General features: G+C 60.3%; 18 protein-coding genes. 8 read left to right on the top strand and 10 right to left on the bottom strand.

Annotated elements, in window-relative coordinates:
• On the top strand, nucleotides 1-432 hold a 432-nt coding region (locus AC1DE4_RS29535; RefSeq protein WP_477884407.1), incomplete at its 5' end, for a cytochrome c-type biogenesis protein.
• Nucleotides 433-434: 2 nt separating this feature from the next.
• Here AC1DE4_RS29535 and AC1DE4_RS29530 read toward each other — a convergent pair.
• Nucleotides 435-1,613, bottom strand: coding sequence for an MFS transporter (locus AC1DE4_RS29530; protein ID WP_025659903.1), 1,179 nt, complete (start codon nucleotides 1,611-1,613; stop codon nucleotides 435-437).
• A 219-nt stretch (nucleotides 1,614-1,832) separates the two neighbouring features.
• On the opposite strand from AC1DE4_RS29530, the gene AC1DE4_RS29525 reads away from it, so the two are divergent.
• The 4 genes from AC1DE4_RS29525 to AC1DE4_RS29510 all read left to right on the top strand — a co-directional run bounded on the left by AC1DE4_RS29525 (nucleotide 1,833) and on the right by AC1DE4_RS29510 (nucleotide 8,721).
• A complete protein-coding gene (locus AC1DE4_RS29525) occupies nucleotides 1,833-3,404 on the top strand; it encodes a Do family serine endopeptidase (RefSeq protein ID WP_477884404.1) in 1,572 nt (523 codons plus the stop codon).
• 146 nt (nucleotides 3,405-3,550) lie between these two features.
• Nucleotides 3,551-4,228 carry a response regulator transcription factor gene (locus tag AC1DE4_RS29520; RefSeq protein WP_192241547.1) on the top strand — a complete coding sequence of 226 codons (678 nt, stop codon included), beginning with the start codon at nucleotides 3,551-3,553 and terminating at the stop codon, nucleotides 4,226-4,228.
• Nucleotides 4,225-5,646: a sensor histidine kinase gene (locus AC1DE4_RS29515; protein WP_477884402.1), complete on the top strand. Its 1,422-nt coding sequence runs from the start codon at nucleotides 4,225-4,227 to the stop codon at nucleotides 5,644-5,646. The genes AC1DE4_RS29520 and AC1DE4_RS29515 overlap by 4 nt, the downstream gene beginning before the upstream one ends.
• A gap of 117 nt (nucleotides 5,647-5,763) precedes the next feature.
• Nucleotides 5,764-8,721, top strand: a complete 2,958-nt coding sequence (locus AC1DE4_RS29510) for a bifunctional [glutamine synthetase] adenylyltransferase/[glutamine synthetase]-adenylyl-L-tyrosine phosphorylase (RefSeq protein WP_477884400.1) — start codon at nucleotides 5,764-5,766, stop codon at nucleotides 8,719-8,721.
• Here the strand turns inward: AC1DE4_RS29510 and AC1DE4_RS29505 are convergent.
• From AC1DE4_RS29505 to AC1DE4_RS29495, 3 genes are all read right to left on the bottom strand, one after another.
• The gene (locus AC1DE4_RS29505) at nucleotides 8,718-11,036 is read right to left on the bottom strand and encodes a PAS domain-containing sensor histidine kinase (RefSeq protein WP_169681152.1); all 2,319 of its coding nucleotides are present in this window, start codon (nucleotides 11,034-11,036) and stop codon (nucleotides 8,718-8,720) included. The genes AC1DE4_RS29510 and AC1DE4_RS29505 overlap by 4 nt on opposite strands.
• A 183-nt stretch (nucleotides 11,037-11,219) precedes the next feature.
• Complete coding sequence (gene pepN / locus AC1DE4_RS29500) at nucleotides 11,220-13,868, bottom strand: aminopeptidase N (protein ID WP_477884398.1); 2,649 nt, start codon at nucleotides 13,866-13,868, stop codon at nucleotides 11,220-11,222.
• 170 nt (nucleotides 13,869-14,038) lie between these two features.
• Nucleotides 14,039-15,133, bottom strand: a complete 1,095-nt coding sequence (locus AC1DE4_RS29495) for a methyl-accepting chemotaxis protein (RefSeq protein ID WP_477884396.1) — start codon at nucleotides 15,131-15,133, stop codon at nucleotides 14,039-14,041.
• A gap of 294 nt (nucleotides 15,134-15,427) precedes the next feature.
• Between AC1DE4_RS29495 and AC1DE4_RS29490 the strand changes: the two genes are divergently transcribed.
• Together AC1DE4_RS29490 and AC1DE4_RS29485 are read left to right on the top strand one after the other, a co-directional pair.
• A complete protein-coding gene (locus AC1DE4_RS29490) occupies nucleotides 15,428-16,357 on the top strand; it encodes a DMT family transporter (protein ID WP_477884394.1) in 930 nt (309 codons plus the stop codon).
• Nucleotides 16,358-16,570: 213 nt separating this feature from the next.
• Nucleotides 16,571-17,452, top strand: a complete 882-nt coding sequence (locus AC1DE4_RS29485) for a hypothetical protein (RefSeq protein WP_477884392.1) — start codon at nucleotides 16,571-16,573, stop codon at nucleotides 17,450-17,452.
• 46 nt (nucleotides 17,453-17,498) lie between these two features.
• On the opposite strand, the gene AC1DE4_RS29480 is transcribed toward AC1DE4_RS29485, so the two are convergent.
• The 6 genes from AC1DE4_RS29480 to AC1DE4_RS29455 all read right to left on the bottom strand — a co-directional run bounded on the left by AC1DE4_RS29480 (nucleotide 17,499) and on the right by AC1DE4_RS29455 (nucleotide 25,622).
• Nucleotides 17,499-17,690 carry a hypothetical protein gene (locus AC1DE4_RS29480; protein WP_018857476.1) on the bottom strand — a complete coding sequence of 64 codons (192 nt, stop codon included), beginning with the start codon at nucleotides 17,688-17,690 and terminating at the stop codon, nucleotides 17,499-17,501.
• A gap of 149 nt (nucleotides 17,691-17,839) precedes the next feature.
• Entirely contained in the window at nucleotides 17,840-18,712 is an 873-nt protein-coding gene (locus tag AC1DE4_RS29475) for a uracil-DNA glycosylase (protein WP_018857475.1), read from the bottom strand.
• A gap of 59 nt (nucleotides 18,713-18,771) precedes the next feature.
• Nucleotides 18,772-20,064: an Hsp70 family protein gene (locus tag AC1DE4_RS29470; protein WP_018857474.1), complete on the bottom strand. Its 1,293-nt coding sequence runs from the start codon at nucleotides 20,062-20,064 to the stop codon at nucleotides 18,772-18,774.
• Between the two features lie 162 nt (nucleotides 20,065-20,226).
• A complete protein-coding gene (locus tag AC1DE4_RS29465) occupies nucleotides 20,227-23,343 on the bottom strand; it encodes an efflux RND transporter permease subunit (RefSeq protein ID WP_477884389.1) in 3,117 nt (1,038 codons plus the stop codon).
• Nucleotides 23,340-24,623: an efflux RND transporter periplasmic adaptor subunit gene (locus AC1DE4_RS29460; RefSeq protein ID WP_025659892.1), complete on the bottom strand. Its 1,284-nt coding sequence runs from the start codon at nucleotides 24,621-24,623 to the stop codon at nucleotides 23,340-23,342. Before AC1DE4_RS29460 ends, AC1DE4_RS29465 begins: the two co-directional genes overlap by 4 nt.
• A 210-nt stretch (nucleotides 24,624-24,833) precedes the next feature.
• Nucleotides 24,834-25,622: an SDR family oxidoreductase gene (locus AC1DE4_RS29455; RefSeq protein WP_477884387.1), complete on the bottom strand. Its 789-nt coding sequence runs from the start codon at nucleotides 25,620-25,622 to the stop codon at nucleotides 24,834-24,836.
• 244 nt (nucleotides 25,623-25,866) lie between these two features.
• Here AC1DE4_RS29455 and AC1DE4_RS29450 point away from each other — a divergent pair.
• Nucleotides 25,867-26,093: FAD-dependent oxidoreductase (locus AC1DE4_RS29450; protein WP_477884385.1), on the top strand; the 227-nt coding region annotated here is incomplete at its 3' end.

Here is a 26,093-nt window from a genome sequence, read left to right as displayed (position 1 = left end):
ATAGCGATAGTTCTGTCGGCCGCGCCGGCCTTTGCCGTCAATCCGGACGAGGTTCTTGCCGATCCGGCGCTCGAGGCGCGCGCCCGGGCGATCTCCGCCGAACTGCGCTGCATGGTCTGCCAGAACCAGTCGATCGACGATTCCAATGCGGAACTTGCCAAGGACCTGCGCCTGCTGGTGCGCGAGCGGCTGACCGATGGCGATACGAACGAGCAGGTGATGAACTACATCGTCTCGCGCTACGGCGAGTTCGTGCTGTTGAAGCCGCGCTTCGAGACGAAGACGATCCTTCTGTGGGGCGCGCCGCTTCTGCTCGCCGTCGCAGGCGGCCTCTCGCTGATCGTCTTCGCACGGAAATGGGTAGGCCGGCCGACGGGCTCCAAGCTGACAGCCGAAGAACAGGCTCGCCTGAGAGAATTGCTCGACGAGTGATCCTACGACCGCCTGTGGAGGCGGCGGCGCACCACAGACGCGACAAGCACCCCCGTGAATGCCAGCACCACACTACCGGCGGCAATAGGTCCTGCCGATGGCGAATAGACGTCCATCATCGCGCCGACCGAGGACGAGCCCGCCGCGCTGCCGACAGCGTAGGCGAGGGCGAAGGCCGCACTTCCCGCGACAAGCGTGTCCCCGGCATAGCGCTCGCCGAGGATCGTCAAGGCGCAGGTGTAGAGCGAAAAACTAGCAGCGCCCATGATGCCGAACATCACCAGGATCGCCGCCTGCGACTGAAGAAACGGGATCGCGATGAAGCTCAGCCCGGCGAGCAGGCCGGAGCAGATGGCGACGCCAAAGCGCGAGGTCTTGTCGAGCAGCCAGCCGACGACAGGTTGGGCAAGCGCGGTCGGCAGCGCGAGCACCGTAACGCTGATGGCGGCGAACGCCTCGGAATAACCGAGCCGGACGAAATAGACGGGCATCGCCGCAATGGCGGCAATGTCGGCGAATGCAAATGCGACCACCATGCAGATCAGCATCGGTGCGCTTCTGACAAACTTGAAGAGCGCTCCCGAGGCGGCCTGCTCGGGAAGCGTCCGTGCTCTCCGGGTAAGGATGATCGTCAGGAAGGCGACGCAGGCGACGTAGACGGCAAGCAGGGCGAAGGCGAAGCCTTGCTCCGTGCCGAAGATCGGGATCACGAGCGGACCCGCGGCAAAGCCACCGCACATGCCGGCGCCGTAGAGACCGGAAACGCGCCCGCGCAGGCGGTCGGGACAGGCGGTGTTGAGCCAGGCCTCGCTCAACATGAAAATCAGGCTGACGAAGAATCCGAGAAAAAGTCGGGCGACGCACCACACCCAGAACGAGTCGAATGTTGCGAAAGTGGAGAGGCTGACGGCACAGCCGATGAGGCCTGCGACGATCAAGCGATCGCCGCGGACTTTTCGCGACAGCCACGTGACCGCAAACGTTGCGACAGCAAGGCCCGCCGCAAAGCAACCGGCGTTGAAGCCGATGAGGCTGGGTGCAACGTTACGATGCTCGAGGACCAGAGAAATCAGCGGGTAGGTCAGTCCCTGTGCAACCGCGAAGGCGGTGACACCGAAGATGACGGCTGCCAGCGCGGCAGTGTCGGGCGCAAAATCCTCCCCCGTGACCACATGGGCCATTGTCTCGTCCTCCTCCGGTTGTGGAAAGGAGGCTTATCGACTCACAGAGCCTTAGTCGAGGGCGAGATTGCTGCACGGATCGCAACGCGTCGTATTGCACATTACGAATTTTTCATCGGTCGGACAGTTCGCAGTAAGGTGTGCCGTCCTATATCTTGCTTCATCACCCGATCTGGTCATCCCGATCCTGTAGATGTTGAAGTCAAAGAAGGTGCACTCATGTTTAAGAATATCAAAGCTCCGTCGCTCAATACCKCGCTGAAGGCTTCGACCGTCGCCGGCCTTGCCGCTGCGGTGTTTGCGACCGGTATTCCCCTCGAAATCACCCGTTCTTATGCCGAAGCCGTAAAGGTTCAGGCCCCGTCTGTTCCTAGCTTCGCGAACGTCGTCGATGCGGTTTCGCCGGCAGTTGTTTCCGTGCGTGTCGAAAACCGTGTCAACCCCGTCGCCGATGACGAGGGCAACGGCTTCGCCTTCGACTTTAATGGCCGTGGTTTCGACGATCTTCCGGATGCCCTGAAGCCTTTCTTCCGCCAGTTCGGTGAGCAAGGTCCGCAGGGCCAGCAGGGCCGTCGTGGTCCGCAGGGTCACCATGGCCCGCAGGATGGCAAGGGCCGCCTGCGTCCGGTTGCCCAGGGCTCGGGCTTCTTCATTTCTGAAGACGGTTACATCGTCACCAACAACCACGTCGTTTCCGACGGCGCGGCATTCGTTGCGGTCATGAACGATGGCACCGAGCTTGATGCCAAGCTGATCGGCAAGGACCCCCGTACGGACCTCGCCGTCCTCAAGGTTGATGGCAAGGGCCGCAAGTTCACCTACGTCAACTGGGCCGATGACAACGGCGTTCGCGTCGGCGACTGGGTTGTCGCTGTCGGTAACCCCTTCGGTCTCGGTGGTACGGTAACGGCCGGTATCGTTTCGGCTCGTGGCCGCGACATCGGCTCCGGCCCGTATGACGACTATCTGCAGGTTGACGCTGCTGTGAACCGCGGCAACTCCGGTGGCCCCACCTTCAATCTCAGTGGCGAAGTCGTCGGCATCAACACCGCGATCTTCTCTCCGTCGGGCGGCAATGTGGGTATTGCGTTTGCCATCCCGGCGTCTACGGCCAAGGATGTCGTTGCTGACCTGATGAAGGACGGCCAGGTATCTCGCGGCTATCTCGGCGTGCAGATCCAGCCCGTCACCAAGGACATCGCCGACTCGCTCGGCCTTTCCGAGGCGAGCGGTGCGCTTGTCGTCTCCGCTCAGGCTGGTACGCCTGGTGAAAAGGCTGGCATGAAGGCAGGTGATGTGGTCACCGCCGTCAACGGCGAAACCGTCAAGGATGCCCGCGACCTCAGCCGCCGTATCGGCGCCATGACGCCCGGCAAGAAGGTCGAGCTCTCCGTCTGGCGTGCCGGCAAGGCTCAGTCTCTGACGGTCGAACTCGGAACGCTGCCCGCCGAACAGAAGGATGCTTCCGCTGACGACGGCGATCAGGCACCGGAAAGCCAGGCTCCTGCTTCCGAAAAGGCTCTGGCTGATCTGGGCTTGACGGTTGGTCCTTCCGAAGACGGCAAGGGTCTGCAGATCACCGGCATCGACCCGGATTCCGACGCGGCCGACAAGGGCATCAAGGAAGGCGAAAAGATTACCTCGGTCAACAACCAGGAAGTCTCCAACGCGGATGATGTCGTCAAGGTCCTGAACCAGGCGAAGAAGGATGGCCGCACGCGGGCACTCTTCCAGATCCAGTCGAAGGAAGGCAGCCGCTTCGTCGCCCTTCCGATCAATGGCCAGGGTTAATCCGCCAACCCTGACATACGGGGGAGCCGCGCCTTCTGGGCGCGGCTCCCTTTCGTCCATATCCGTAGGTGATCGCAATGACCTCTTCGCAACAGGAAGAAGCTTTGAGCCTTGCCGAAACGCAGCCGGCAGGTAATGTCGACCGCATGAAGATTCTCATTATCGAAGACGATCTCGAAGCAGCGGTCTACCTCACCAAGGCATTTCGTGAGGTTGGCATTGTGGCCGATCACGCGAGCGATGGCGAAAGCGGGCTCTTCATGGGCTCGGAAAACAGCTATGACGTGATCGTCATCGATCGTATGTTGCCGCGCCGCGACGGTTTGTCCGTCATCAGCGAATTGCGCCGCAAGGGAATTCATACGCCGGTTCTCATTCTCTCCGCTCTCGGCCAGGTGGACGACCGCGTGACGGGCCTCAGGGCGGGTGGTGACGACTATCTGCCGAAGCCTTATGCCTTCAGTGAACTTCTTGCTCGTGTCGAGGTGCTTGGCCGCCGCAAGGGCACGCCGGATCAGGACGTTGTCTATCGCGTCGGCGATCTTGAACTGGACCGGCTCGCGCATGAGGTTCGACGCGGTGGCAAGGAAATACCGCTGCAGCCGCGCGAATTCCGCCTCCTCGAATATTTGATGAAGAATGCCGGTCAGGTCGTGACCCGGACGATGCTTCTCGAAAACGTCTGGGACTACCACTTCGATCCTCAGACCAACGTCATCGACGTTCATGTTTCGCGACTGCGGTCGAAGATCGAGAAGGACTTCGCCCAGCCGCTTCTCAAGACCATTCGCGGTGCGGGGTATATGATCAAGGACGAGGGATGAACCGCTTCTGGTTTCTCTTCAAGTCTACGGCAGTCCGCCTCTCGGCACTTTACATCCTGCTCTTCGCCATCTGCGCCGCGACGCTGGTCTTCTATGTGACCGCGATGTCCGAGCGGCTTCTGACCAACCAGATCCGCGAAGCCGTGCAGCAGGAGGTCGATCAGGTCCAGCGGGCCTATGATGCCGGCGGCATGAACCTTCTTCTTCGGACGATGGAGCGTCGCGCGCGCCAGCCCGGTGCCAATCTCTATATCATTGCCGGTCCCTCGGGCGATATCCTCGCCGGTAACGTCGCATCTGTGCAGCCCGGGGTGCTCGATGAGGAGGGGTGGACCTCCATGCCCTTCACCTATCAGCGTTATGCGGAAAGCGGCATCAGTCGCCGGCACATGGCCGTTGCCAACATCTTCGTGCTGGACAACGGGTTGCGTCTGCTGATCGGCCGCGACCTCGGGGAGCCCGAGGCATTCCGCGGGCTGGTCCGGCAGGCGCTGATGATCGCGCTCGCGATCATGGGTCTCGGGGCGATCATCATCTGGTTCGGCATCGGTCGAAATGCCTYGAAACGCATCGACCGCATGTCCGATGCCAGCAAGAAGATCATGGCTGGCGACCTCTCGCAGCGTCTTCCAGTCGGCGGTTCCGGCGACGAGTTCGATCGCCTGTCTGTTTCACTCAATACGATGCTCGGGCGGATAGAGAAGCTGAACGAGGGATTGCGACAGGTCTCAGACAACATTGCGCACGACCTCAAGACGCCGCTGACGCGGTTGCGCAACAAGGCCGCCGACGCACTGGACACCAAGGACGGCGAGGTTCGACGCGTCGCGCTTGAGGGAATTATATCCGAGTCCGATCAGCTGATCCGTACGTTCAATGCACTGCTGATGATCTCGCGCGTCGAAGCGGGATCGGTCGCCGCAGAAATGTCGGCGGTCGACCTCTCGGCGATCGTGGCAGACAGCGCTGAACTCTATGAACCCGTCGCCGACGAAGCCGGGTTGGTGCTCACATCATCGATCCAGCCGGATATCGAGGTGCAGGGCAACCGCGAGCTAATCGGCCAGGCGATTTTCAATCTCATCGACAATGCCATCAAATATTCCTCGGATGCCGAGGGCCACGGCGATATCGCGCTGAAGCTGCTCCGCCGGGCCGATGGCATTTGCCTCTCAGTCGCTGATCATGGGTCGGGAATCCCGGCCGAGAAGCGGGAGGATGTGCTGAAGCGCTTCGTGCGGCTGGATGAAAGCCGCTCCAAGCCCGGCACCGGCCTTGGCCTCTCCTTGGTCGAGGCGGTGATGGAACTGCACGGCGGGAAGCTGGAACTGTCCGATACCGATCCGCAAAATCAGGAAAAGCGCGGCCTCACGGTCAGTATGATCTTTCCGGTGAATAGCTCTCCGCGAACACGTTGACTACTGATTGAATTCTGTGTTGGCCATCGCTGCCACAGACCCTAGGTTAGATTCCAGTTGCCGGAAGTTCTGTGATTCTCCCCGGCGGTTCTCGGTTCTGTTCGCCAGGGAGGGTGCATGCTGACGGGTTCGAGGCATAGCCTTGTGGAAGTAGCCGACGGGCTGCTGAAACCGCTGAACAAGAGCGAGTTGAAGCTTGCCCAGACGGATCTTCAGAAGATCGGCAAAAGCGAACCTGCCGTGGCGGAGATGCTCAAGGCGGACGGCACGCTTCGCGACTTCATCACAACCGCACTGACCTTGTCTCCCTATCTACGCGAGATTGCGAACATCGATACGGCAATCGTCGCAACTGCGATTTCGGAGCCGTTGGAACCGCGCATCGAGGCGATGATCGCGGAGGCGCGTTCCTGCTGGAAGCCGGCAGCAAATGGCGAGGCGCCGAGCGAAGCGGAAGTCATGAGCCGCCTGCGCATCATCAAGCGCAAGGTCGCTTTCCTCGTCGCCCTGGCGGATCTGGCCCGGATTTTCGACGGTCGCGTGACGACCGGCTGGTTGAGCCGGCTCGCAGAAGCATCCGTCAGCGCGGCGATCGATCACCTTCTGCTTGCTACTCACGATGGGGGCAAGGTAACGCTTAAGGAAGTGACCGCGCCCGGTGAGGGCTCGGGGCTGATCGTTCTTGGCATGGGCAAGCTCGGCGCATCGGAGCTCAATTACTCATCGGATATCGATCTGGTCGTGTTCTTTGACGAACAGGCGGGGATCGTCGCAGATCCTGATGACGCGATCGAGATCTTTCCGCGTCTGATGCGGCGGCTCGTACGGATCATGCAGGAACGGACCGCCGATGGATACGTCTTCCGCACCGACTTGCGGCTGCGGCCGGATCCGGGATCGACGCCGCTTGCCATCTCGTTCGATGCGGCAATGATCTATTATGAGGGCAGAGGGCAGAACTGGGAACGAGCCGCGTTCATCAAGGCACGGGCGGTCGCTGGCGATATCCAAGCCGGCGAGCAGTTCCTGCGCGGGCTGGTTCCGTTCGTCTTTCGCAAGTATCTCGACTACGCTGCTATCGCCGACATCCATTCCATCAAGCGGCAGATCCATGCGCACAAGGGATATGGCGCAATCGCGGTCAAGGGCCATAACGTAAAGCTCGGTCGTGGCGGCATCCGCGAGATCGAATTCTTCGCGCAAACGCAGCAGTTGATCGCCGGCGGCCGGATGCCGGCACTTCGTTGCCGCGGTACCGAAGAGACGTTGGCGGAGCTGACAAAAGCGAAATGGATCGACGAGGAGACGCGCGACGAGCTGACCGAGGCCTATTGGTTCCTTCGCGACGTCGAGCATCGAATTCAGATGGTGCACGACGAGCAAACCCATCTTTTACCCGAGACCGAAACCGATCTGAAGCGCATCGCCTTCATGATGGGGTTCGACGACACGCCGAGTTTTGCCACGCGCCTGGTCGAGGTCTTCAAGACGGTCGAGCGGCGCTATGCCCGCTTGTTCGAACAAGAGACCAAGCTTTCAACAGAAACGGGCAATCTGGTGTTCACCGGTCAGGCCGACGATCCCGATACGCTGAACACGCTGCGCAAGCTCGGCTTCGAGCGCCCGTCCGACATTTCTCGCGTTATCCGCACATGGCACTACGGTCGCTACAAGGCGACGCAATCCGTGGAGGCACGCGAACGGCTGACTGAACTGACACCGGAGCTGCTGCGCGTGTTCGGGGAAAGCAACCGCGCCGACGAAGGGATCCTGCGCTTCGACAGCTTTCTCTCCGGCCTGCCCTCCGGCATTCAGCTGTTTTCGCTCCTTGGCAGCAACCCGGCGCTTTTGTCGCTCATCGTCAACATCATGTCCTCGGCGCCGAAGCTGGCAGAGGTCATTGCCGCCAAGCCGCATGTGTTCGACGGCATGCTTGATCCCGGCCTGATGGCGGAATTACCGACGCGATCCTATCTCGCCGAACGCATACGCGGCTTTCTCGCGCCCGCGCGGTACTATGAGGAGGTGCTCGATCGACTGCGCATCTTCGCGGACGAACAGCGCTTCCTCATCGGCATCCGGCTGTTGACCGGCGCGATCCGAGGCGCCATGGCCGGCCGCGCCTTCACTCATCTGGCCGATCTCGTCCTTGAGGCAGTGCTCGATGCCGTCATGAAGGAGATCAGTACGGCACATGGCGATTTTCCGGGTGGTCGTGTGGCTGTGGTCGGTATGGGTAAGCTCGGGACCTTCGAACTCACTGCAGGTTCCGACATCGATATCATCCTGCTCTATGATTACGACGATGAAGCCGCCGAATCATCGGGCCCCAAGCCTCTGGACTCGACGCGCTATTTCACCCGCATCACCCAGCGGCTGATTTCAGCACTCTCGGCGCCGATGGCGGAGGGCGTGCTCTATGAGGTCGACATGCGCCTCAGGCCCTCGGGAAACAAGGGGCCGGTCGCCACCCGCATCAAGTCCTTCGAAAAGTATCAGCGCGAGGAAGCCTGGACCTGGGAGCATATGGCTCTGACGCGTGCCCGCCTCGTGTGCGGCGACAAGGAATTGATCAAGGAGGCTGAGCGGATCATCGCAGACGTGCTTCGTTCGAAGACCGACGCAGAGAAGATCGCCAAGGACGTGTCGGAGATGCGGGCCCTGATTGAGCAGGAAAAACCGCCGGCCAGCATCTGGGACCTGAAGCTCATTCCGGGCGGCTTGATCGACATCGAATTCATCGCGCAGTATCTGCGGCTCGTGGCCTCCACCAAAGGCATCGCCATCGAGGAGGACGACTTCAATACGGCAGGGCAGGTGAAGTTAGTCGGCGCGGAGCTGATGGACCGCGATGATATGGAACTCTGCCTAGCGACACTGTCGCTCTATACCGATATCTCACAGCTCATCCGCCTATGTATCGATGGCTTGTTCGAGCCGAAGGAGGCGCCGGCGGGCCTCATTGATCTTGTCTGCCGGGCAGCCGATTGCCCTGACATCAAGACGCTTGAGGGAGAGATCAAACGGCTCTCGAAAGCCATCAGGAAAGTATTCCAGATAGTTGTGAAAACTTAGCGGTCGCCGTTCGGGATGTGCAGGGAAATGACGGTGCCGATCGCCTCGCGCGAACGGATCTTCATTTTCCCGCCTTGAAGGATCGTCAGCGACCGCGAGATCGCGAGACCGAGGCCAGAGCCTCCCTTGCTTTTCGCGTACTGGTTTTGCACCTGTTCGAAAGGCTGGCCGATCTTGCCGAGCGCCGCGCGAGGGATGCCGATGCCGGTGTCGGCAATCGTCAGCATGACGCCGCTGCTGGTACGACGCGTGCGCACGGCGATGTGACCGCCTTCGTTGGTGAACTTCACGGCGTTGGAGAGCAGGTTCAGCAGGATCTGCTTCATGGCACGGCGATCGGCGGTCAACCGCATTCCATCGCAAAGGCGCTGTTCGACGAAGATGTTCTTTTGGGCGGCCGGGATTGCTGTGAAGCGAAGGCTTTCCTCGATGAGCGGCGCGAGATCGATCGTCTCGCACTCGAGCTTCATGTGGCCGGCCTCGATCTTCGACATGTCGAGAATGTCGCTGATGACGTTCAGGAGATGCTTGCCGCTGTCGTGAATGTCGCGGGCATATTCGTTGTACTTCGACGAGCCGAGCGGACCGAACATCTGATCCTGCAGGATCTCCGAAAAACCGAGGATTGCGTTGAGCGGCGTGCGAAGTTCGTGGGACATGTTTGCCAGGAACTCGCTCTTCGCACGGTTGGCGCCTTCCGCGCGCTCCTTCTCGAGCAGGTAGTTGGAGTTGGCGACAGAAAGGGCCGCCTTCTGGCTTTCCAGCGTCTGGCGGGAAGCGGAGAGGTCTCCGATCGTCGCCATGAGACGGCGTTCCGAGTCGCGCAGGCGCTCCTGGTTGCGCTTGAGCAGCGTAATGTCGGTGCCGACCGAAACCATGCCGCCGTCGCGCGTACGGCGCTCGTTGATCTGCAGCCAGCGCTCGTCGGCAAGCTGTACTTCGGTTGTGCGGGAATAACCGGAGCCATCTGCGTCGGCGATACGGCGTTCGATCACGGGGCGCGCGGCGGCAGCATTGACGACTGTGCGCTCGGTGCCGGGGACCAAGACGCTATCGGGAAGTCCGTACGCCTGCTGGAAGTGCGCGTTGCACATGACGAGGCGGTCGTTCTTGTCCCAGAGCACGAAGGCTTCCGATGTGCATTCGATGGCGTCGGCCAGTCGCTGATCGGCCTCGGCATAGCGCTGGGCGAGGCGATGCTGCTCGGTCACGTCCATCGCGATACCGATCATGTGGACGCGGCCGGAATTGGTGCGGATCACCTGCGCGCGAGCCCGCATCCAGACATAATGGCCGCCGGCATGCCGCATGCGGAAGATCTGGTCGACCTGGCCCGCATCACCGCGAGCGATTGACCGGGCGATTTCGTAGACGCCGCCGTCATCCGGATGCATCAGGCGGGCGGCATCGCTGAAGCACATCGTCCGGTCCGAGCCGGGAAGCCCAAGCATTTCGTACATCGAGCGCGACCAGTAAAATTCGCGGCGGTCGAAATCGAAGTCCCAGAGCCCACAGCGCCCGCGCGACAGCGCGGTTTCGACGCGAAGGTTCGACTCCAGAAAGGTATCGTCGGCATCGCGGGCGCGCTTCACCTGCATATAGTAGGCGTAGAGGATGACGAGCAGGATCGAGGAGATGCCTGCGAAGAGGGTCACGTTCAGCGTGACCTCGTCTCGCCAGAGCTTGCTGATCCGCTCCAACGACGTTGCCGCGATGACATAGCCGCCGGAGTTGCCGATGAGCGTGATTTCCGCGTAGTGCGGAAGCCCGCTGATTGTTGTCTCGATGACGCCAGCGCGATCGCCGAACCGGCGAACCGCCGAGATCTCTGAGAAGAAATCGCCGACGCTGGCGCCGAGGTAAGCCGAGCCGGCGGCAGTTGCGGCAAACACCTTGCCGCTTGGCTGCACGAGCAGCACGAACGCATCGTCATCCAGGCGGTCCTGCGGAAGGAAGCGCGCCAGCCGAGCCTGCGCCTGCGCGGCATCCGCGGTTTCGAAGATCCGGTTGGCATCGGCGAAGGCCGCGGCGGCGGTCGCGGCGGCAAGCGCGGTGGAGTGACGGGCAGCGGCTTCTGTCCGCCCGTATTCGGAGACCATTCCAAAGAAGTGTGACGCGGCTACAACCGTAAGGAAGGCTACGATCAGGATCGGAATAATTCGCTTCAGGACGATTTCGACCTGCGACAGGCTGCGCGAAGACGATGAAGTCATGGCGGAGCGGCGGACTGAAAAGCTGTCCCGCCAGGCCAGGAGGCCGTCGAAATCGACACGCAGCCGTCCCTCGGCTGCGGTTGCCCGCCGCACGTTCATCATCTCTTCAGCCTTGATCCCTCGTGTGATTCGCAGCGCCGCTCGCCCGAACCTAACTCAATGAATCACTGGTGATTCGCCTTGTCCAGAGGAAAAGGTAAAAATCTGTTAACCGATTCTAGATGCTGAATTTTCTTTGGCGGTCAGAAGGTCGCTGCGACCAGCGCAGCGGCCTTCGACAGCAAATCACCCTTTCAGGGTGCGTTCCACGATGTCACGGACGTCGGTCGAGAGCTCCGCGGCGCGTTCGATTTCCAGCAGGGCAGCGCGGGCATGGTCCTGTCGAACCGGCTCCAGGGAGCGCCAGGAACGCATCGACGTCAGAATGCGCGCGGCCAACTGAGGGTTGCGCCGGTCGATGTCGAGAATCTCGCGTGCGAGGAAGCGGTAGCCCTCTCCATCGGCCCGACCGAAGCCTGTCGGATTGGCAAAAGCGTAGGCGCCGACCAATGAACGGACGCGATTGGGGTTAGTCCTCGTGAACAGAGGGTTCTCCATGAGCTTCAGCACCCGATCGAGCGTGCCGCCGCCTGGTATCGTTGCCTGCACCGAAAACCATTTGTCGATGACCAGGGCGTTCTCGGAGAACCGATCCCGGAAGGTCGACAACGCTTCGGCAGCTTCCGCGCTGTCTGGGAAACGGTGCGCAAGGACCGTCAGCGCATGCAACAGGTCGGTCATGTTGTTGGCGGCATCGAAGGCAGCCTTGGCGCGTACCGGCGAATTCTCGGCATAGGAGAGGTAGGTCAGCGCGGCGTTGCGCAGGGCGCGGCGACCCGCGCTCGTTGCGTCCGGGCTGAAGGTGCCGGGCGTCGTCATCGAGTCATAGAGTGCAGCGAACGTGTCGCGTCCGGCGTCGGCAACCTGTTTCATGACGGCCTGGCGGCCGGCGTGGATTGCGTCCGGATCGTTATTGCCCCCGAGTTCGCGGGCAATATCGGCTTCGCTGGGCAGCGCCAGGGCCTGGGCGCGGAAGGCGGGTTCCAGACTCTCGTCAGCCGCCGCGGCGATGAGGCTGTCGACGAAGGTTGTCTCACAACCGACGGGGTTTCCTTCCCGTGCATCGCGAGCCGCCTTCAAAAGGTTCGGAAGTGCAAGGTCCGTCAGGGCCTGCCAGCGCGCGAAATGGTCCGTCTCATGGCGGGCGAGCAGCGCCAGGTCGGCAGGCGACTGGTCGAAATGGAGATTGATGGGAGCCGAGAAGCTGCGATTGATCGAGACCACCGGTCGCGTCTGGATCCCGTGGAATACTGCCGTTTGGGTGCGCTCTGTGAGATGCAGAATGGCGCCGGTATATTCCGCACTTTCAACGGAAGTCGGCGCTATGGCTGCTCCATCCTCCGCAAAAAGTTGCAGGTTCAGCGGAATGTGCATCGGCTGCTTGTCGGACTGACCCGGGGTTGCAGGGATCATTTGCTCGAGCGAGAGGCTGAAGGCTTTTGCGGCAGCATCGTAACAGCCGGAAGCCGTAACCAGCGGCGTGCCGGCCTGATGGTACCACAGTGAGAATTGTGTGAGATCGCGCCCGCTGGCGTCCTCGAAGCATTTCACAAAGTCCTCGATCGTGACAGCCTGGCCATCATGACGGTCGAAGTAGAGGTCCATGCCCTTCTTGAACGTCTTCTTGCCAAGCAGCGTCGCGATCATTCGCGTGACTTCGCTGCCCTTCTCGTAGACGGTTGTCGTATAGAAGTTATTGATTTCACGGTATTTTGTCGGTCGAACAGGATGTGCGAGCGGGCCTGCATCCTCTGGGAACTGCTCGGATTTCAGGTGGCGGACCTCGGCGATGCGCTTGACCGGGCGCGAGCGCTGGTCGGCCGAGAACTCGTGATCACGAAAGACGGTCAGGCCTTCCTTCAGGCACAGCTGGAACCAGTCGCGGCAAGTGATGCGGTTGCCGGTCCAGTTGTGGAAGTACTCGTGGGCGATGATCGCTTCGATGTTGGCGTAGTCGCTATCCGTGGCCGTTTCCGGATCGGCAAGGACGTACTTGTCGTTGAAGACGTTGAGGCCCTTGTTCTCCATCGCGCCCATGTTGAAGTCGGAGACGGCGACGATCATGAAGATGTCGAGATCATATTCGCGCCCGAAGACCTCTTCGTCCCACTTCATCGAACGCTTTAGTGCGTCCATCGCGTAAGCGGCGCGCGGCTCTTTGCCGTGCTCGACATAGATCTTCAGGGCGACCTCGCGACCGGACATCGTCGTGAACGTATCTTCGATGACGCCGAGATCGCCGGCGACCAGCGCAAAGAGATAGCTCGGCTTAGGATGCGGATCGAACCAGGCGGCGAAGTGCTTGCCTTCGCCATAGCCAGCACCCCCGAGGAAATTGCCGTTCGACAGCAGCAGCGGGTTGGCGGCCTTCTCGGCAATGATGTTGACGGTGTAAGGCGCCAGAACATCGGGGCGGTCCTGGAAATAGGTGATCCGCCGGAAGCCTTCAGCCTCGCACTGCGTGCAATAGATACCGCCGGTGCGGTAAAGGCCCATCAGTTTCGTATTGGCTTCGGGGTTGATGATCGTAGTGATCGTCAGCTCGAACGGTTCTGATGCGGGTAGGTCGCGGACCGTCAGGCTTTCCGGCGTTGCCGTGTATTGGTCGGCCGGCATTTCCAACTGATCGAACAGCAGGCTGGAAAGCGTCAGTTCATCGCCGTCGAGCATCAGCGGAGCCTTGGGATCGACACCCTCGCGGCGATGGAAAATCAGTCGTGCTTCAACCTTGGTTTCAGTGGGATCGAGCTCGAAGGTCAGATCCACGCGTTCCAGAACGAATTCGGTGGGCTGGTAGTCTGCCAGATTGATGACCTGGCCGGTATCTGTACGCATGGTGTTCCCTGAAGACCTTGAGCGGATGAGTGCTTCGTACGCAGAGTAGGCACTCCGCCACAAATTTTGACGGGCATCTTTACACCAAAGTCTGAACCAAAGTTAAAGCGAAATCGCGGCAACGGCAGATTTGGAGGATCTCGGAACGGCCAAATCTAGGCGGTCCGTGACTAGGATTTTAGGTTGAGGGTTGCCCTTATCGCCTCATCGTCTTCAGTCCGCTGAACGACGACGCCATGCCAGCCCAAGCCATCGTAATCCTCGTAGCCGAGTGTCCGGGCGAAAGCGACAATTGAGCCGTTGTTATCATAGTAGCTACCGCGGGCCGTACCTGCCTGGTTCTGAAGCGCAAAATGGCTGAAGAGAAGGTTGGGATTGCTGGAGGCGATGATCCTGTTTGATCCATCGAGCAACATCACGGTCGTTTTCTCTGCTATCTGCGGAGGCAGGTTGGCTTCGGTTTCGACGATCGCCTGTCCCTGCTTCTGCCAGTCAAAATACACACCCAGTGTTCCGAGAGTTTTGCCGTGGAGCGTGCCACCCTCGCGCACTGCCGTTGCATAGACAAGGGCGGTGCGGTTGCCATGCAGATGGCTGTCGCGGACATCGTCGACGATGTAGTCGTCTCCCGACGCGCAGCGTACGGATGCTTGGAACCAGCCGTCGCCTGCAAGCGATCTTCCGGCGGTCTTGCGCTCAAATTCAGGGTTTGCCGAGGCGATCACCTGACCTGAGGCATCTGTCAAAACGAGGTCGAGATAGACGGTGTAGAAGCGATTGATGACCCCAAGTCGTTGGGCAGCGAAGGTCGCCCTTTCCTTTGTCGGCTCCTGCAGCGCCTGCCAAAGCGCGGCATCGGTCGCCCACCACCGCACGTCGGCGGTTCGCTCGAAGAGATTGCGGACGATCAGTTGCACGAGAGTTTGGGCGAGATCGGTAAGCCTTACGCCCTCCATCTCGTTCACGAGCGCTTCCGCCATGACGCGGGAATGCCCGATACGCCCAATGACGTTGCCTTCGAATTTCCCTGAAATGTCGCTTGCGACCTGTGCCAGCCGCTGCACCTCGTTGGCAACGACAGCAAAGCCTTTCCCGGCTTCGCCGGCGCGGGCGGCTTCGATCAACGCATTGATTGCAAGAAGCTTGATCTGCTTGACCACATGCGAGTTCGCGGCGCTGAAACTTTCAAGATCGGTGCCGATTCCCTCCGTTACCGCATCAGCCGCGGTGTGGCGGTCAACCGTTGCTGATCGTTGTCCCTGCATTTGAGCTGCGTCATGGAAATTGCCCCGATAGCGATGCAAGCTGAGAGAAAGAGGACTGAAATATCGGCCAATCAATGCGATTCTATGGTTTCCGAAGCGTTAAGGCGGACACTCATCGGATGAACATTTTTGGGCGCATCTCAGATTTGATGAAAATTTGTGCGATCCGATTGATTGAGCATCGAAATTTTCCGATTTTCTATCTGTTCATTCGGCCCGGCGACTGTCACAGTCGAGATGTGCCGAGTCTGGCGCGTCCTCCTGCCTCCAAACAGCAATCCAAGAGTTCAAGACATGCGGTCGGCTACGGGAAACCCGATGAGGGGTATTGCGTTCAAGGTCGGCTCGGTGGTTGTTTTCCTGGCAATGCAGACCTTCATCAAGCTCGCCGGCAGTGACATCCAGCCGGGGCAGGTGACGTTCTGCCGCTCCTTCTTCGCACTGTTTCCCATCATGGCTTACCTGGCCTATCGCGGCCAGTTGCGATCGGCATTCTATACGGGCAATCCGATCGGTCATCTGAAGCGGGGAACGCTCGGCATCATATCAATGGGGCTCGGCTTCTATGGGCTGCTGCACCTGCCGCTGCCGGAAGCCATTGCACTTGGCTACGCGATGCCGCTTGTCGCCGTGATCTTCGCAGCTGTGTTTCTCGGGGAAACTGTCCGAATCTACCGCTGGAGCGCCGTACTTTTCGGGATTGTCGGCGTGGCCATCATATCGTGGCCGAAACTGACCCTTTTCCGTGAGGGCGGGATCCATGCCGAGCAGGCGATTGGCGCGCTAACGGTGTTGCTGGCTTCGGTGCTCGGCGGCATGGCGATGATTCAGGTGCGACGATTGGTCGAGGAAGAGAAGACCGCCACGATCGTCCTCTATTTTTCGATCACCGCCACGGTGTTCTCACTCGTGACAGTGCCGTTCGGCTGGCAGGTCCTTGATCTGGCGCCGCAATTGTTTCTCATCGCGGCCGGCTTCTGTGGGGGCGTGGCGCAGATCCTGTTGACGGAGAGCTACCGGCACGCTGATGTCTCGACGGTTGCGCCGTTCGAGTACACATCGATCGTCATCGGCGGTGTTATCGCGTATTTCGTGTTCGGCGATATCCCAAGCGGGGCCACGCTCCTGGGGACAGCAATTGTCGTGGCGGCCGGAATATTTATCATCTACCGCGAGCACCAGTTGGATCTGGAGCGCCGTGGGGCACGGCAGGCCGGATCCTGAAGGCCGCCTCAATCGCAGCTTTGCGACGACGCAACGGAAGTTCTCGCGTTTTGCGGGAGAAATTCAAACGAAATAGTGAACGACATCCGAACAGTTCTTGCGTCTTATGAACTTGACGAAGCATCATTTATTCGCAAATGCGCATGTTATGGGCTGGTCGGACGTCCTGGTGCCTGGGGAGTGCCGACGCCGGATACGCGCGTCGGGAGAAAAATGCCTCTTAGTGCCGAAGACTTGGTTGCGAACCCGAAGTTCATCCTGGCCCTCCGCTTCCATGCGGGGCGTATGCGCGGCATGTTCAACACCGGCCCGCGATTGGCGCGTTTGCTTGCTTCACAACAACGCTGGTTGCTGTCGCAGACTGCCTATGCGCTTGCCATGGAGCGCGATCCCGCAGAACCCACGTCGGGCTTCACGGCGGTTAGGCTGACGCGCGAGATCACATCGCACAAGGTGGCCAGCCGCAACACGGTGTTGAGCTTTACCGACGAACTCGTCACCTACCGCTTCATCGCCTATGCACCCGGAGCCGAGCGCCGACGTCCCCGCCAGTTCGAGCCGACGGAAATCAGTCATCAGGCGATGTTTGGCTGGTTGGTCTCCAATCTGGGCGCTCTCGATCTGTTAGACGGCGGAAGCCGGGTTGCCCATGTTGAGGCTCACCCGGAACTGATCCGCGTCATGCAGCCGCGAATTGCACTCAATTGCCTCCAGGATCCCCAGTGGAGAGAGCCCCCAGAGCATGTGGCGCTCTTCCAGTGGAACGACGCTGGCGGACTGATCGTCGATCATCTTGTCTCGCGGATCGATCTGGACGGCGACGATCCCGAGCGCGTCGTGGTCGGTCATGTTGACAGTCGCGCACTGGCGGCGGATTTCATGATATCGCGTACGCACTTGCAGCGGCTTTTCGCCAGGGCGGCGCAGCAAGGATGCATTGGTTGGGATACGATCGACAAGAAACCCGTGCTCTGGATGTCGCGTTCGTTTGTCGAGCAATACAGTCGGTGGCAAGCGATCAAGTTCGCCTATGTGGACGACGCGTTCCGCTGCGAGGCGCGCGGCCCGTCGAGGATCCAGGTCGGTGAGAATTGATCAGGCAGGCAACGCGACAAGAGGCCAGCAAATGCCAGCCTCGGCCTCAGTATTGCTGAAAGTCCGCAAAGATCATGGCCGGACGCGCGATGCGTCCGCTGGCGCCAGTCCCGCGAGCAACCATTTGCTCGTTCGTGGCGAAGCCAATGCGGCTGTAGCTTTGCGTTGTGCGGCCTTGCTCGCTAGCAAGGCGAAGGGTTTCAAACCCACAGTGTATAGGACGAAAACGTGCAGTCATTGCCTTGGTTCCTGTTGATTCCTCCCAAGACAAAGCGATATATTGCACTGCAACATGAACTTTTCAATGCATTAGAATAAACGGCAGATATGCGAAAATCGCATAGGTGTTTTCACAAAAGATTTGTATTTGCCTATTTTCAGGGCACGTCAGAGCGCTGCCAGTTTGGCCTGAAAAGCCAAAAGATCGTTCCAGGCCAATCGTTTGTTGACTGGTGCCGTCAATAGATCCTGAGGGTGCAATGTCGCAATCGCAGGAATAATGCGGTTTCCGACCGCAATCTCTCGCCATTGCCCGCGCAACCCGTGAATCGTATCGGTTTCGCCAAAAAAGACCCTGGCCGCAAAGTTGCCGAGTACGAGAATCGCCTTCGGCTCGGCAAGAGCAATCTGCCGCTCGATGAAAGGACGGCAAATATCCATTTCGGCGGTCGACGCAATGCGATTGCCCGGTGGTCGCCAGGGAATGACCTGCGTCAGCAATATGGCGTCGCGCTGCAGACCGATTGCCCCGAGCATCTTGTCGAGCAGTTGGCCAGGCCGTCCGGAGAAGGGCTGGCCTTCACGATCATCGTCCGCCCCTGGCGCCGAACCGATCACCATGATCCCGCTGGCCGCATCACCGCTGGCGAAGATCGTCGAGCGTGCGCTGTGCTTGAGATTGCATCCGTTGAATGCCTCGAGCGCCGTTTTCAGTTCCTGAAGCGAACGGGCGCTCTCGGCGGCGAAGCGTGCCTGCTGCACGGCCTCGCCATCCGGGATCGAAGGCTGCGGCCGCTGGGCTGCACGCTCGGGGGCGGGAGCGTTCCTTTGTGTGGTCTGAGCCGCCGGGCGGGCCGTGGACTCCCGAACGTCAGCAGTCTGCGGCGAAGGGACCGTGCTTCGCCTTGCCGCTTTCATTGCCTCGAACTCAGCAAAGCGATCGACAGCTTCCTCCTCGAGCAGCCATTCCACGCCGGCTTCGGCATGGAAATGCAGAAGCGCGGCGAGTTCGCCCGGAGAGAGTTCGCTGACGGAGATCATAACGGTGACCTTAGCGAAGCCGAGACGTCAATGAAAGAGCACGATAGCCGGGAGACGACCTATTGCACCGTCCATTGCGTGATGTCCTCACGTTCGCCAATCAACGCCAAGCCGTGGGCGATGGAAAGCAGTTCGCCGCCGGTCTCGATGCGGTCCTTATCGAAGCGCTCGGTGAAGATGCGGCGCACAGCCGGGACAAACGACGTGCCTCCGGTGAGGAACACCTTGTCGATCATGCCGGATGTCGTGTTCGTCCTTTCCAGCACGTCATCGAGTGCGCCTTCGATCCGTACGAGATCATCTGCAATCCAACTTTCGAAATCGGCCCGGCGAATCGTCAGGTGGCCTCCGCGGCCGAGGGGCGCGAAGTCGAATGCTGCTTCGTCCGAAGCGGAGAGCGCCATCTTCGTCGCGGATACAGCCTGATAGAGCGGGTAACCTTCATCGTGGTCGACGAGATCGATGAAGGTCTCGAGCTTCTCGGGCTCGAGCGCCGTGCGCACAAGCTTCTTGAGATCCTCGAATTCGCGCGACGTCTTGAAGATGGAGAGCTGGTTCCAGCGACCGAAGCTCGAGTAGTAGTTCGTAGGGACTTCAAGGATTTTGTCGAAACTCTTGAAATGACTCCCCTTGCCGATCTGAGGGGCGACGATGTTGTCGATCATGCGATAGTCAAAGTGATCGCCGGCGATCCCGACACCCGAATGACCGATCGGGGTCGCCGTCAGTTTGCCGGCCACCGTTTCAAACCGGATAAGCGAATAGTCGGTCGTACCGCCGCCGAAGTCGGCGACGAGAACCGTCGCATCGGATTTCAGGTTCTGCGCGAAGTAGAACGCGGCGGCCACCGGTTCGTAGACGTAGTGAACCTCCGGAAAGCCGAAGCGGGACAGCGCCTCGTTATAGCGCTGGGTCGCCAGCGCAGGGTCAGGGTTCGCGCCGGCAAAATGCACGGGGCGGCCGGTGACGATACGCTTGACGTCGGACGGCCAGTTGTCGCCGGCATAGTTCCGGAGGCGCCTGATAAAGACCTCCATCAGGTCCTCGAAACTGTGGCGCTTCGCGTAGACGAGGGTGCCCTGAAAGAGCGCGCTTGCCGCAAAGGTCTTGATCGACTGCAGGAAACGGCAGTCCCCGGGGTTATCGATGAATTGCCGGATTGCCGCGTGGCCGGCCTCGACCTTCAGGGCGGACGTGCCGAGTTGCGGATCCTTCATGAAGGAAAGGGCAGTACGCATGCTGTCGGCAGTTCCGGCCGCACTCGTAAAGGCCATTGAATGCGTTGTCGGCCCGTCAGCCGTGGCCAAGACCGTGTTCGTCGTGCCGAAGTCGAATCCCAGCGCCTGAGCCATGCCCGCACCTCATCAAGTCGATTGTTTTTTGGGAACGGAGGCCAAGCTCCGCTAAGGCGCGAAACAACGCGCCCAAGGAGGGCGCGTGATGCCACAGAGGCCGCCGTTGTTCAAGGCTTGAAGTGAAAAATGCGGCGGGCGCCAATGGCGCCCGCTTGTTCCCTACTCGGCGGCCAATGCCTGAGGTATCTCCTCATCGTGCTCGGTCTTCTTCTTCCGTCCAAAGCTGAGGAGCCAATCGCTAAGCCTGCCCATTTCGACGAAGATCACCGGGGTGATGAAAAGCGTCAATGCTTGCGACACGACGAGACCGCCAACGACGGCAATGCCGAGCGGCTGGCGCAGTTCCGAGCTTGCACCGGTCCCGAGAGCGATGGGAAGCGCGCCGAGGAGGGCGCAGAAGGTCGTCATCATGATCGGGCGGAAGCGTCGAACGCAGGCTTCATGAATCGCCTCCGACGGCGACATGCCGTTGCCGGAGCGCAGGTTCTCCAGCGCCACGTCGATCATCATGATCGCATTCTTCTTGACGATACCGATCAGCATCAGCAGGCCGATGAGCGCGATGATCGAAAGATCGAAGCCCATCACTTTCAACGCCAGCAGGGCACCGAGTGCCGCGGCCGGCAAGCCGGAAAGGATCGTCAGCGGATGAATGAAGCTTTCGTAGAGGACACCCAGCACGACGTAGATCGTCAGCACTGCCGCCAGGATCAACAGCGGCGTGTTGCCCTGGGACTGCTCAAATATCTGCGCCGTGCCACCGTAGGACGTGAAAACGTCCGCTGGCATGTTGATGTCTTTCTTGATCTGGTCGATCGCCGCCGTGGCATCGCCAAGCGCTTCGCCGGCCGGCAGGTTGAAGGAGACTGTCGTCGAGACAAGCTGACCGGTCTGGTTGATCGTCACCGGCCCCGTCGTGCGTTCTACCCTTGCGAAGTTGGACAAGGGAACGAGGGCGCCGTTGCTTGAAGCGACGCGGATTTCCTGAAGCTTCTGGTCGTCCCAGGGCTTGCTCGTATCGTACTCGACGATCACGTCATAGCTGTCGCCGGTCGACTGGATCTGGGCGGCGGTGTATCCGCCAAAGGCTTCCTGCAGGGTCGTCCGCAGCTGTCCGTCGGTAATCCCGAAGGCTGCCGCCTTCTCCGTGTCGACGACGATATTGGCCTGCAGGGCATTGTTCTGCGCATCTGAGGCGACGTCGGTGAAACGCGGATCGGAACGCATGGCCTGCTGAATCTTGTCTGCCCAGACGTTTGTTTGATCGGCGCTCAGCGCCTGAACGACGAGCTGGTATTGGCTCGCCGTCTGACGGCCGCCGAAGCGGAGGCTCTGTTGCGGCGTGATGTAGGCCTGCAGCCCAGGAATCTTGCCGATGCTCGCCCGCAATTCCCGTAACGTCTGCTCAAGCGGTGGACGCTGATCCTTGTCCTTGAGTTCGACAAACATCGTGCCGTTGTTCAACGGACTGCGTGCGTTGCCGCCGACAATCGACATCACGTGATTGACGGCGGGATTCTGCTTCACGAGTTCCGCTGCCTGGTTCTGCAACGCTTGCATCGCCGGATAGGAGATGTCCTGGCGTGCGCGCGTCGAGATGTTGAGGCGTCCAATATCTTCGGTGGGGAAGAAGCTGGATGGCAGCGTCATGAAGAGATAGACAGTCAGGCCAACCGACGCCACGAACAGGGCGAGGACGGCTGGACGATGCTTCAGGCACCAGCCGACCGATTTTTCGTATCCTCTGAGTGTCCGCTCGAAACCGGCATCGAACCAACGGATGAAGAAGGGCGGGCGGTCGTGGCCACTGCCGAGCCTTGATGCCAGCATCGGCGTCACTGTGAGCGAGACAATCGCGGAGGCGACGATCGCGATCGCAACGACCATGCCGAACTCGTTGAAGATGCGGCCGACGACGCCGCCCATCAACAGGATCGGAATGAAGACGGCAATCAGTGACACGGACATGGAAATGATGGTGTAGCTGACTTCGCCGGCGCCTTTGATCGCCGCATCGAGAACCGGCATCCCTTCCTCGACATGCCGGAGAATGTTTTCCAGCATGACGATCGCGTCATCGACGACAAGGCCGACTGCGAGCGTCAGTCCGAGCAGCGAGATGTTGTCGATGCTGTATCCGAGCACGTACATCATGCCGAAGGTGGTAATCAGCGACAGCGGCACGGCAAGACCCGGAATGATCGTCGCCGTCAGGTGACCGGTAAAGAGGTAGATGACCAGGACGACGAGGCCGATCGTCAGGAGCAGCGTAAACTTCACGTCCTTGATCGCGTCCTTGATCGGCTGCGCAGAGTCGTTCATGACCTTTGTCGAAACAGAGGCGGGGATTTCGGCGTGCAGACCCGGCAGCTTCGCCCTGATTGCGTCGACGACCTCGACGGTATTGGCATCGGGCTGGCGTTGAATGGCAAGAATGATGCTGCGGTTGCCGTCGTACCAGCTGCCGGTATTCTGGTTCTGAACGCTGTCCTGCACGTCGGCGACGTCGCCGAGGTGGATCGGTGCGCCGTTGGGATTGGCAATGACAAGCGTACGGAACTCGTCGGCATTGGTCCGCTGAGTGTCCGCATTGATTGTCATGCTTTGCGAGTCGTTCTGCAGGGAGCCGACGGGAACCTGGCTGTTGGCAGCGACCAGCGCCTGGTTGACGGTATCGATACCGATGCCGCGGTTGAGAAGCTTGTTGGGATCGACCTCGACCCGGACCGCGTAGGTCTGCGCACCGAATACCGAAACCTCAGCCACGCCGGGAAGTGTTGAAAGGGACGGCGAGATGATGTCCTCGGCGATCTCGTCGAGCTTGCTGCGGGGCATGGTGTCGCTCTGCACGGCAAGCAGCATGACCGGCGCATCGGCGGGGTTGGTCTTGCGGTAGCTTGGCGGCGTCGTCATGTTGTCGGGCAATTGCCGCGTGGCATGCGAGATCGCTGCCTGAACATCGGCTGCTGCCGCATCGATGTTGCGATTGAGATCGAACTGCAGAACGATGCTGGTGTTGCCGAGCGAGTTCGTGGCGCTGATTTCGCTGATGCCGGGAATGGTCTGGAACTGCTTGATCAGCGGCGTGGAGACCGAAGTCGCCATCGTCTGCGGTGAAGCGCCGGTCAGCGCGGCCGAGACGTTGATCGTCGGGAAGTCGACCTGCGGCAGGGCTGCCACCGGTACGAGCTGATAGCCGGCAAGGCCGGCCAGCACGACGCCGATGGCAAGCAGCGTCGTTGCGACAGGACGTCGGATACAGAAATTCGGTATCATTCTTCCGTGCCCGCTGTGATGATTTCGGTTTTGCCTGCGGCTTGGTTAGCCGAGGCGACGTTCAATGCCTTGTCGTCGAACTGCTCCTTGACCGGCTGCTGGTCGACAAGCTGCGCCTGTCCCTCAATGATGACGTGATCGCCCTCAAACAGGCCTTGCGAGACGGCGGTGAAACCCCCGTTCGCGCGCGCCACGGTGACGGGCGTCACATGAGCCTTGCCGTCGCGCGCGACAATGGCGAAGAAGCCGTCGGCGCCGGGACTGACAGCAACGGTCGGGACCACGACCTGCTGTTCATTGTTGTTGAAGTGGACAACGATGTTGACCGATTGCCCGGGCCATAAAGCGCCGGACGCGTTCTCAAACTTCGCCTTCGCGAGAATTGTGCCGGACGCAGGATCGACGGTGTTGTCGTAAAAGCTGATATGGCCCTGACGTGGCTTGGCCTTGTCGGATTGAGGAACGGTGCTGACGTCCACCGGACCTGCGGCAAGTGCAAGCTTCAACTGCCGGAGGTCGCGTTCCTGCAGGTGGAATTTCACGTAGATCGGATCGTACTTTGCGATCGTCACGATCGCGGAGCCGGCGTTCACAAAGGCACCTGGGCTCACGGCGATATCGCCAAGGCGTCCGTCGAAGGGCGCGCGAATATCGGTATGCTCAAGCAGGACCTGATCGACGGCAAGCGCGGCCTTATCGGCCTCCACGGTCGCGGCTGCCGTATCGCGGGCCGCCTTTGCCTGGTCATAGCTTTGCTGTGTGCCGGCCTTTGAGCTCAAAAGGTCATTGGCGCGTGCCAGCGCCGTTTCGGACTCCGCCAGGGTTGCCTGGTCGCGGACGACCATGGCGCTGTCCTTGTCGACAGTTGCCTGTGCGGTGCGGGCATCGAGTTTGGCGATCAGATCTCCCTGTTTGACGGTGGCGCCGTCCGAGGCGAGGATCTGCGTAACGATCCCCTGTTCCTGGGCCGCGATCGTGGTGTTGTCGTCCGCATCCGCCCAGCCGGAGGCTGTGACGTCTCGGGGCAGGACGGTCTCCACTGCTGCGACAGTCTTGACCAGCGTTGGTCCGCCGTTGCGGTTGCGACCCTTGCTGCCGCCCTTCTGATCACCGGATTTCTGCGATGCATCGCCCGCCGTTTGGTGGCCGCCGTCGGCGGCATCGGCCTGCGGCTGACCGTGGGGCAAAAATTGCGAAAGATACGGGATTCGTTCCCTGTATTGCCAAGCGCCAACGCTGGCAGCAGCTATAATGCAGGCCGTGATCAAAAGTTTCTTCATATGCGAGACCGGTTTGGGCGAGTTGCGCGAAAATCAAGGCTCTATTGAACCACGTCTATTACGGCGCAAAAAAGACACAATTGCCGAACCGACCATCACTAAGTGGTTATAATGGCTTAAATTTTTGTAATGAAAGAATGATCTGAAATACCATTTGTTGGGCATCGGCGATCCGCCGTAGCCGACACTTTCCCAATTTCCCCTTTTCAATCAGACGGATCGCGCCGCTCCGCCGTCGCAGCGTACAAGACTGCCCGTGATGTAGCTCGCGGGCTGGCTGCAAAGAAAGGCGGCGGTTGCAGCGAACTCTTCGACCGTCCCATAGCGACCGACGGGGATTGCGGCCTCCTTGGCAGAGCGGATTTCATCGAGGCTCTTGCCGGTGCGCTTGGCGGCCGCCCCATCTACCTCGTCGGTGCGGCCGGTCAGAATGCTCCCGGGAAGCAGAAGGTTTGACGTGACCCCAAAGCGTCCGATCTCCGTTGCCAGCGTCTTGCTCCAACCGGCGAGGGCGGGGCGCAGCGTGTTCGAAAGAGCGAGGTTGGTGATCGGTTCGATGACGCCCGACGACGCGATAGTGAGAATGCGCCCCCAGCCTTGTTCCTTCATGGATGGCAACAATGCGTTGGTGAGCGCGATCACCCGCAGCACCATGGAGAAGAAATAGGTCTCCAGTTTCTCGGGCGTCATGTCCTGCGTCGTTCCTGGCGTGGGGCCGCCGGTATTGTTGACCAGGATATCGATGCCACCAAGCTTTTCATGCACGGCCGCGGTCACGGTCTCGACGAAATTCTCGTCCGAGAGATCGGCCCAGATCCAATCCGCCTTGCCATTTCCTTCGGCGTTGATGGCGCGGCAGTTTGCCTCCAGCGTCTCGCCGCTGCGGCCGCAGAGAAGAACGTTCGCGCCCTCACGTGCCAAAGCCACGGCGATGCCATGCCCCAATCCGCGCGACGATGCCAGAACGAGTGCGCGCTTGCCCTTGATGCCCAGATCCATGTCAATTTCTCCATTTGTCCGTCTTTCTATACGGCGCGCCGACGGGAGACGAAAGCGGCGTCTGGCACCGTTTATAATTTGACGTTTACGTAAGCTGCATTTATTTATCTGGCGCTAGAAATGCTGTTGCGCGAATTGGGGGATTCGCTGTCGTTTCCCGGCTCGACAATAGAGCTCTGTTTTGCCAAGAGATAACCCCATCACGGGGAATGTGGCCGCGATGTCGGCCGAGCGGAGATGATGCATGACCGATACGACTGAACTGCCCGAGCGCGAAAGCATGGAATTCGACGTTGTGATCGTCGGTGGCGGCCCTGCGGGGTTGTCGGCTGCGATCCGCCTGAAACAGGTCAATCCGGAACTGTCGGTCGTCGTGCTCGAGAAGGGGGCTGAGGTCGGCGCGCACATCCTGTCAGGTGCCGTCGTCGATCCCATCGGCATCGACCGTCTGCTGCCTGGCTGGCGCCAAGA

It is taken from the genome of Rhizobium sp. 10N414, from assembly GCF_056394785.1.
This window is presented reverse-complemented; position numbering and strand designations above follow the sequence as displayed.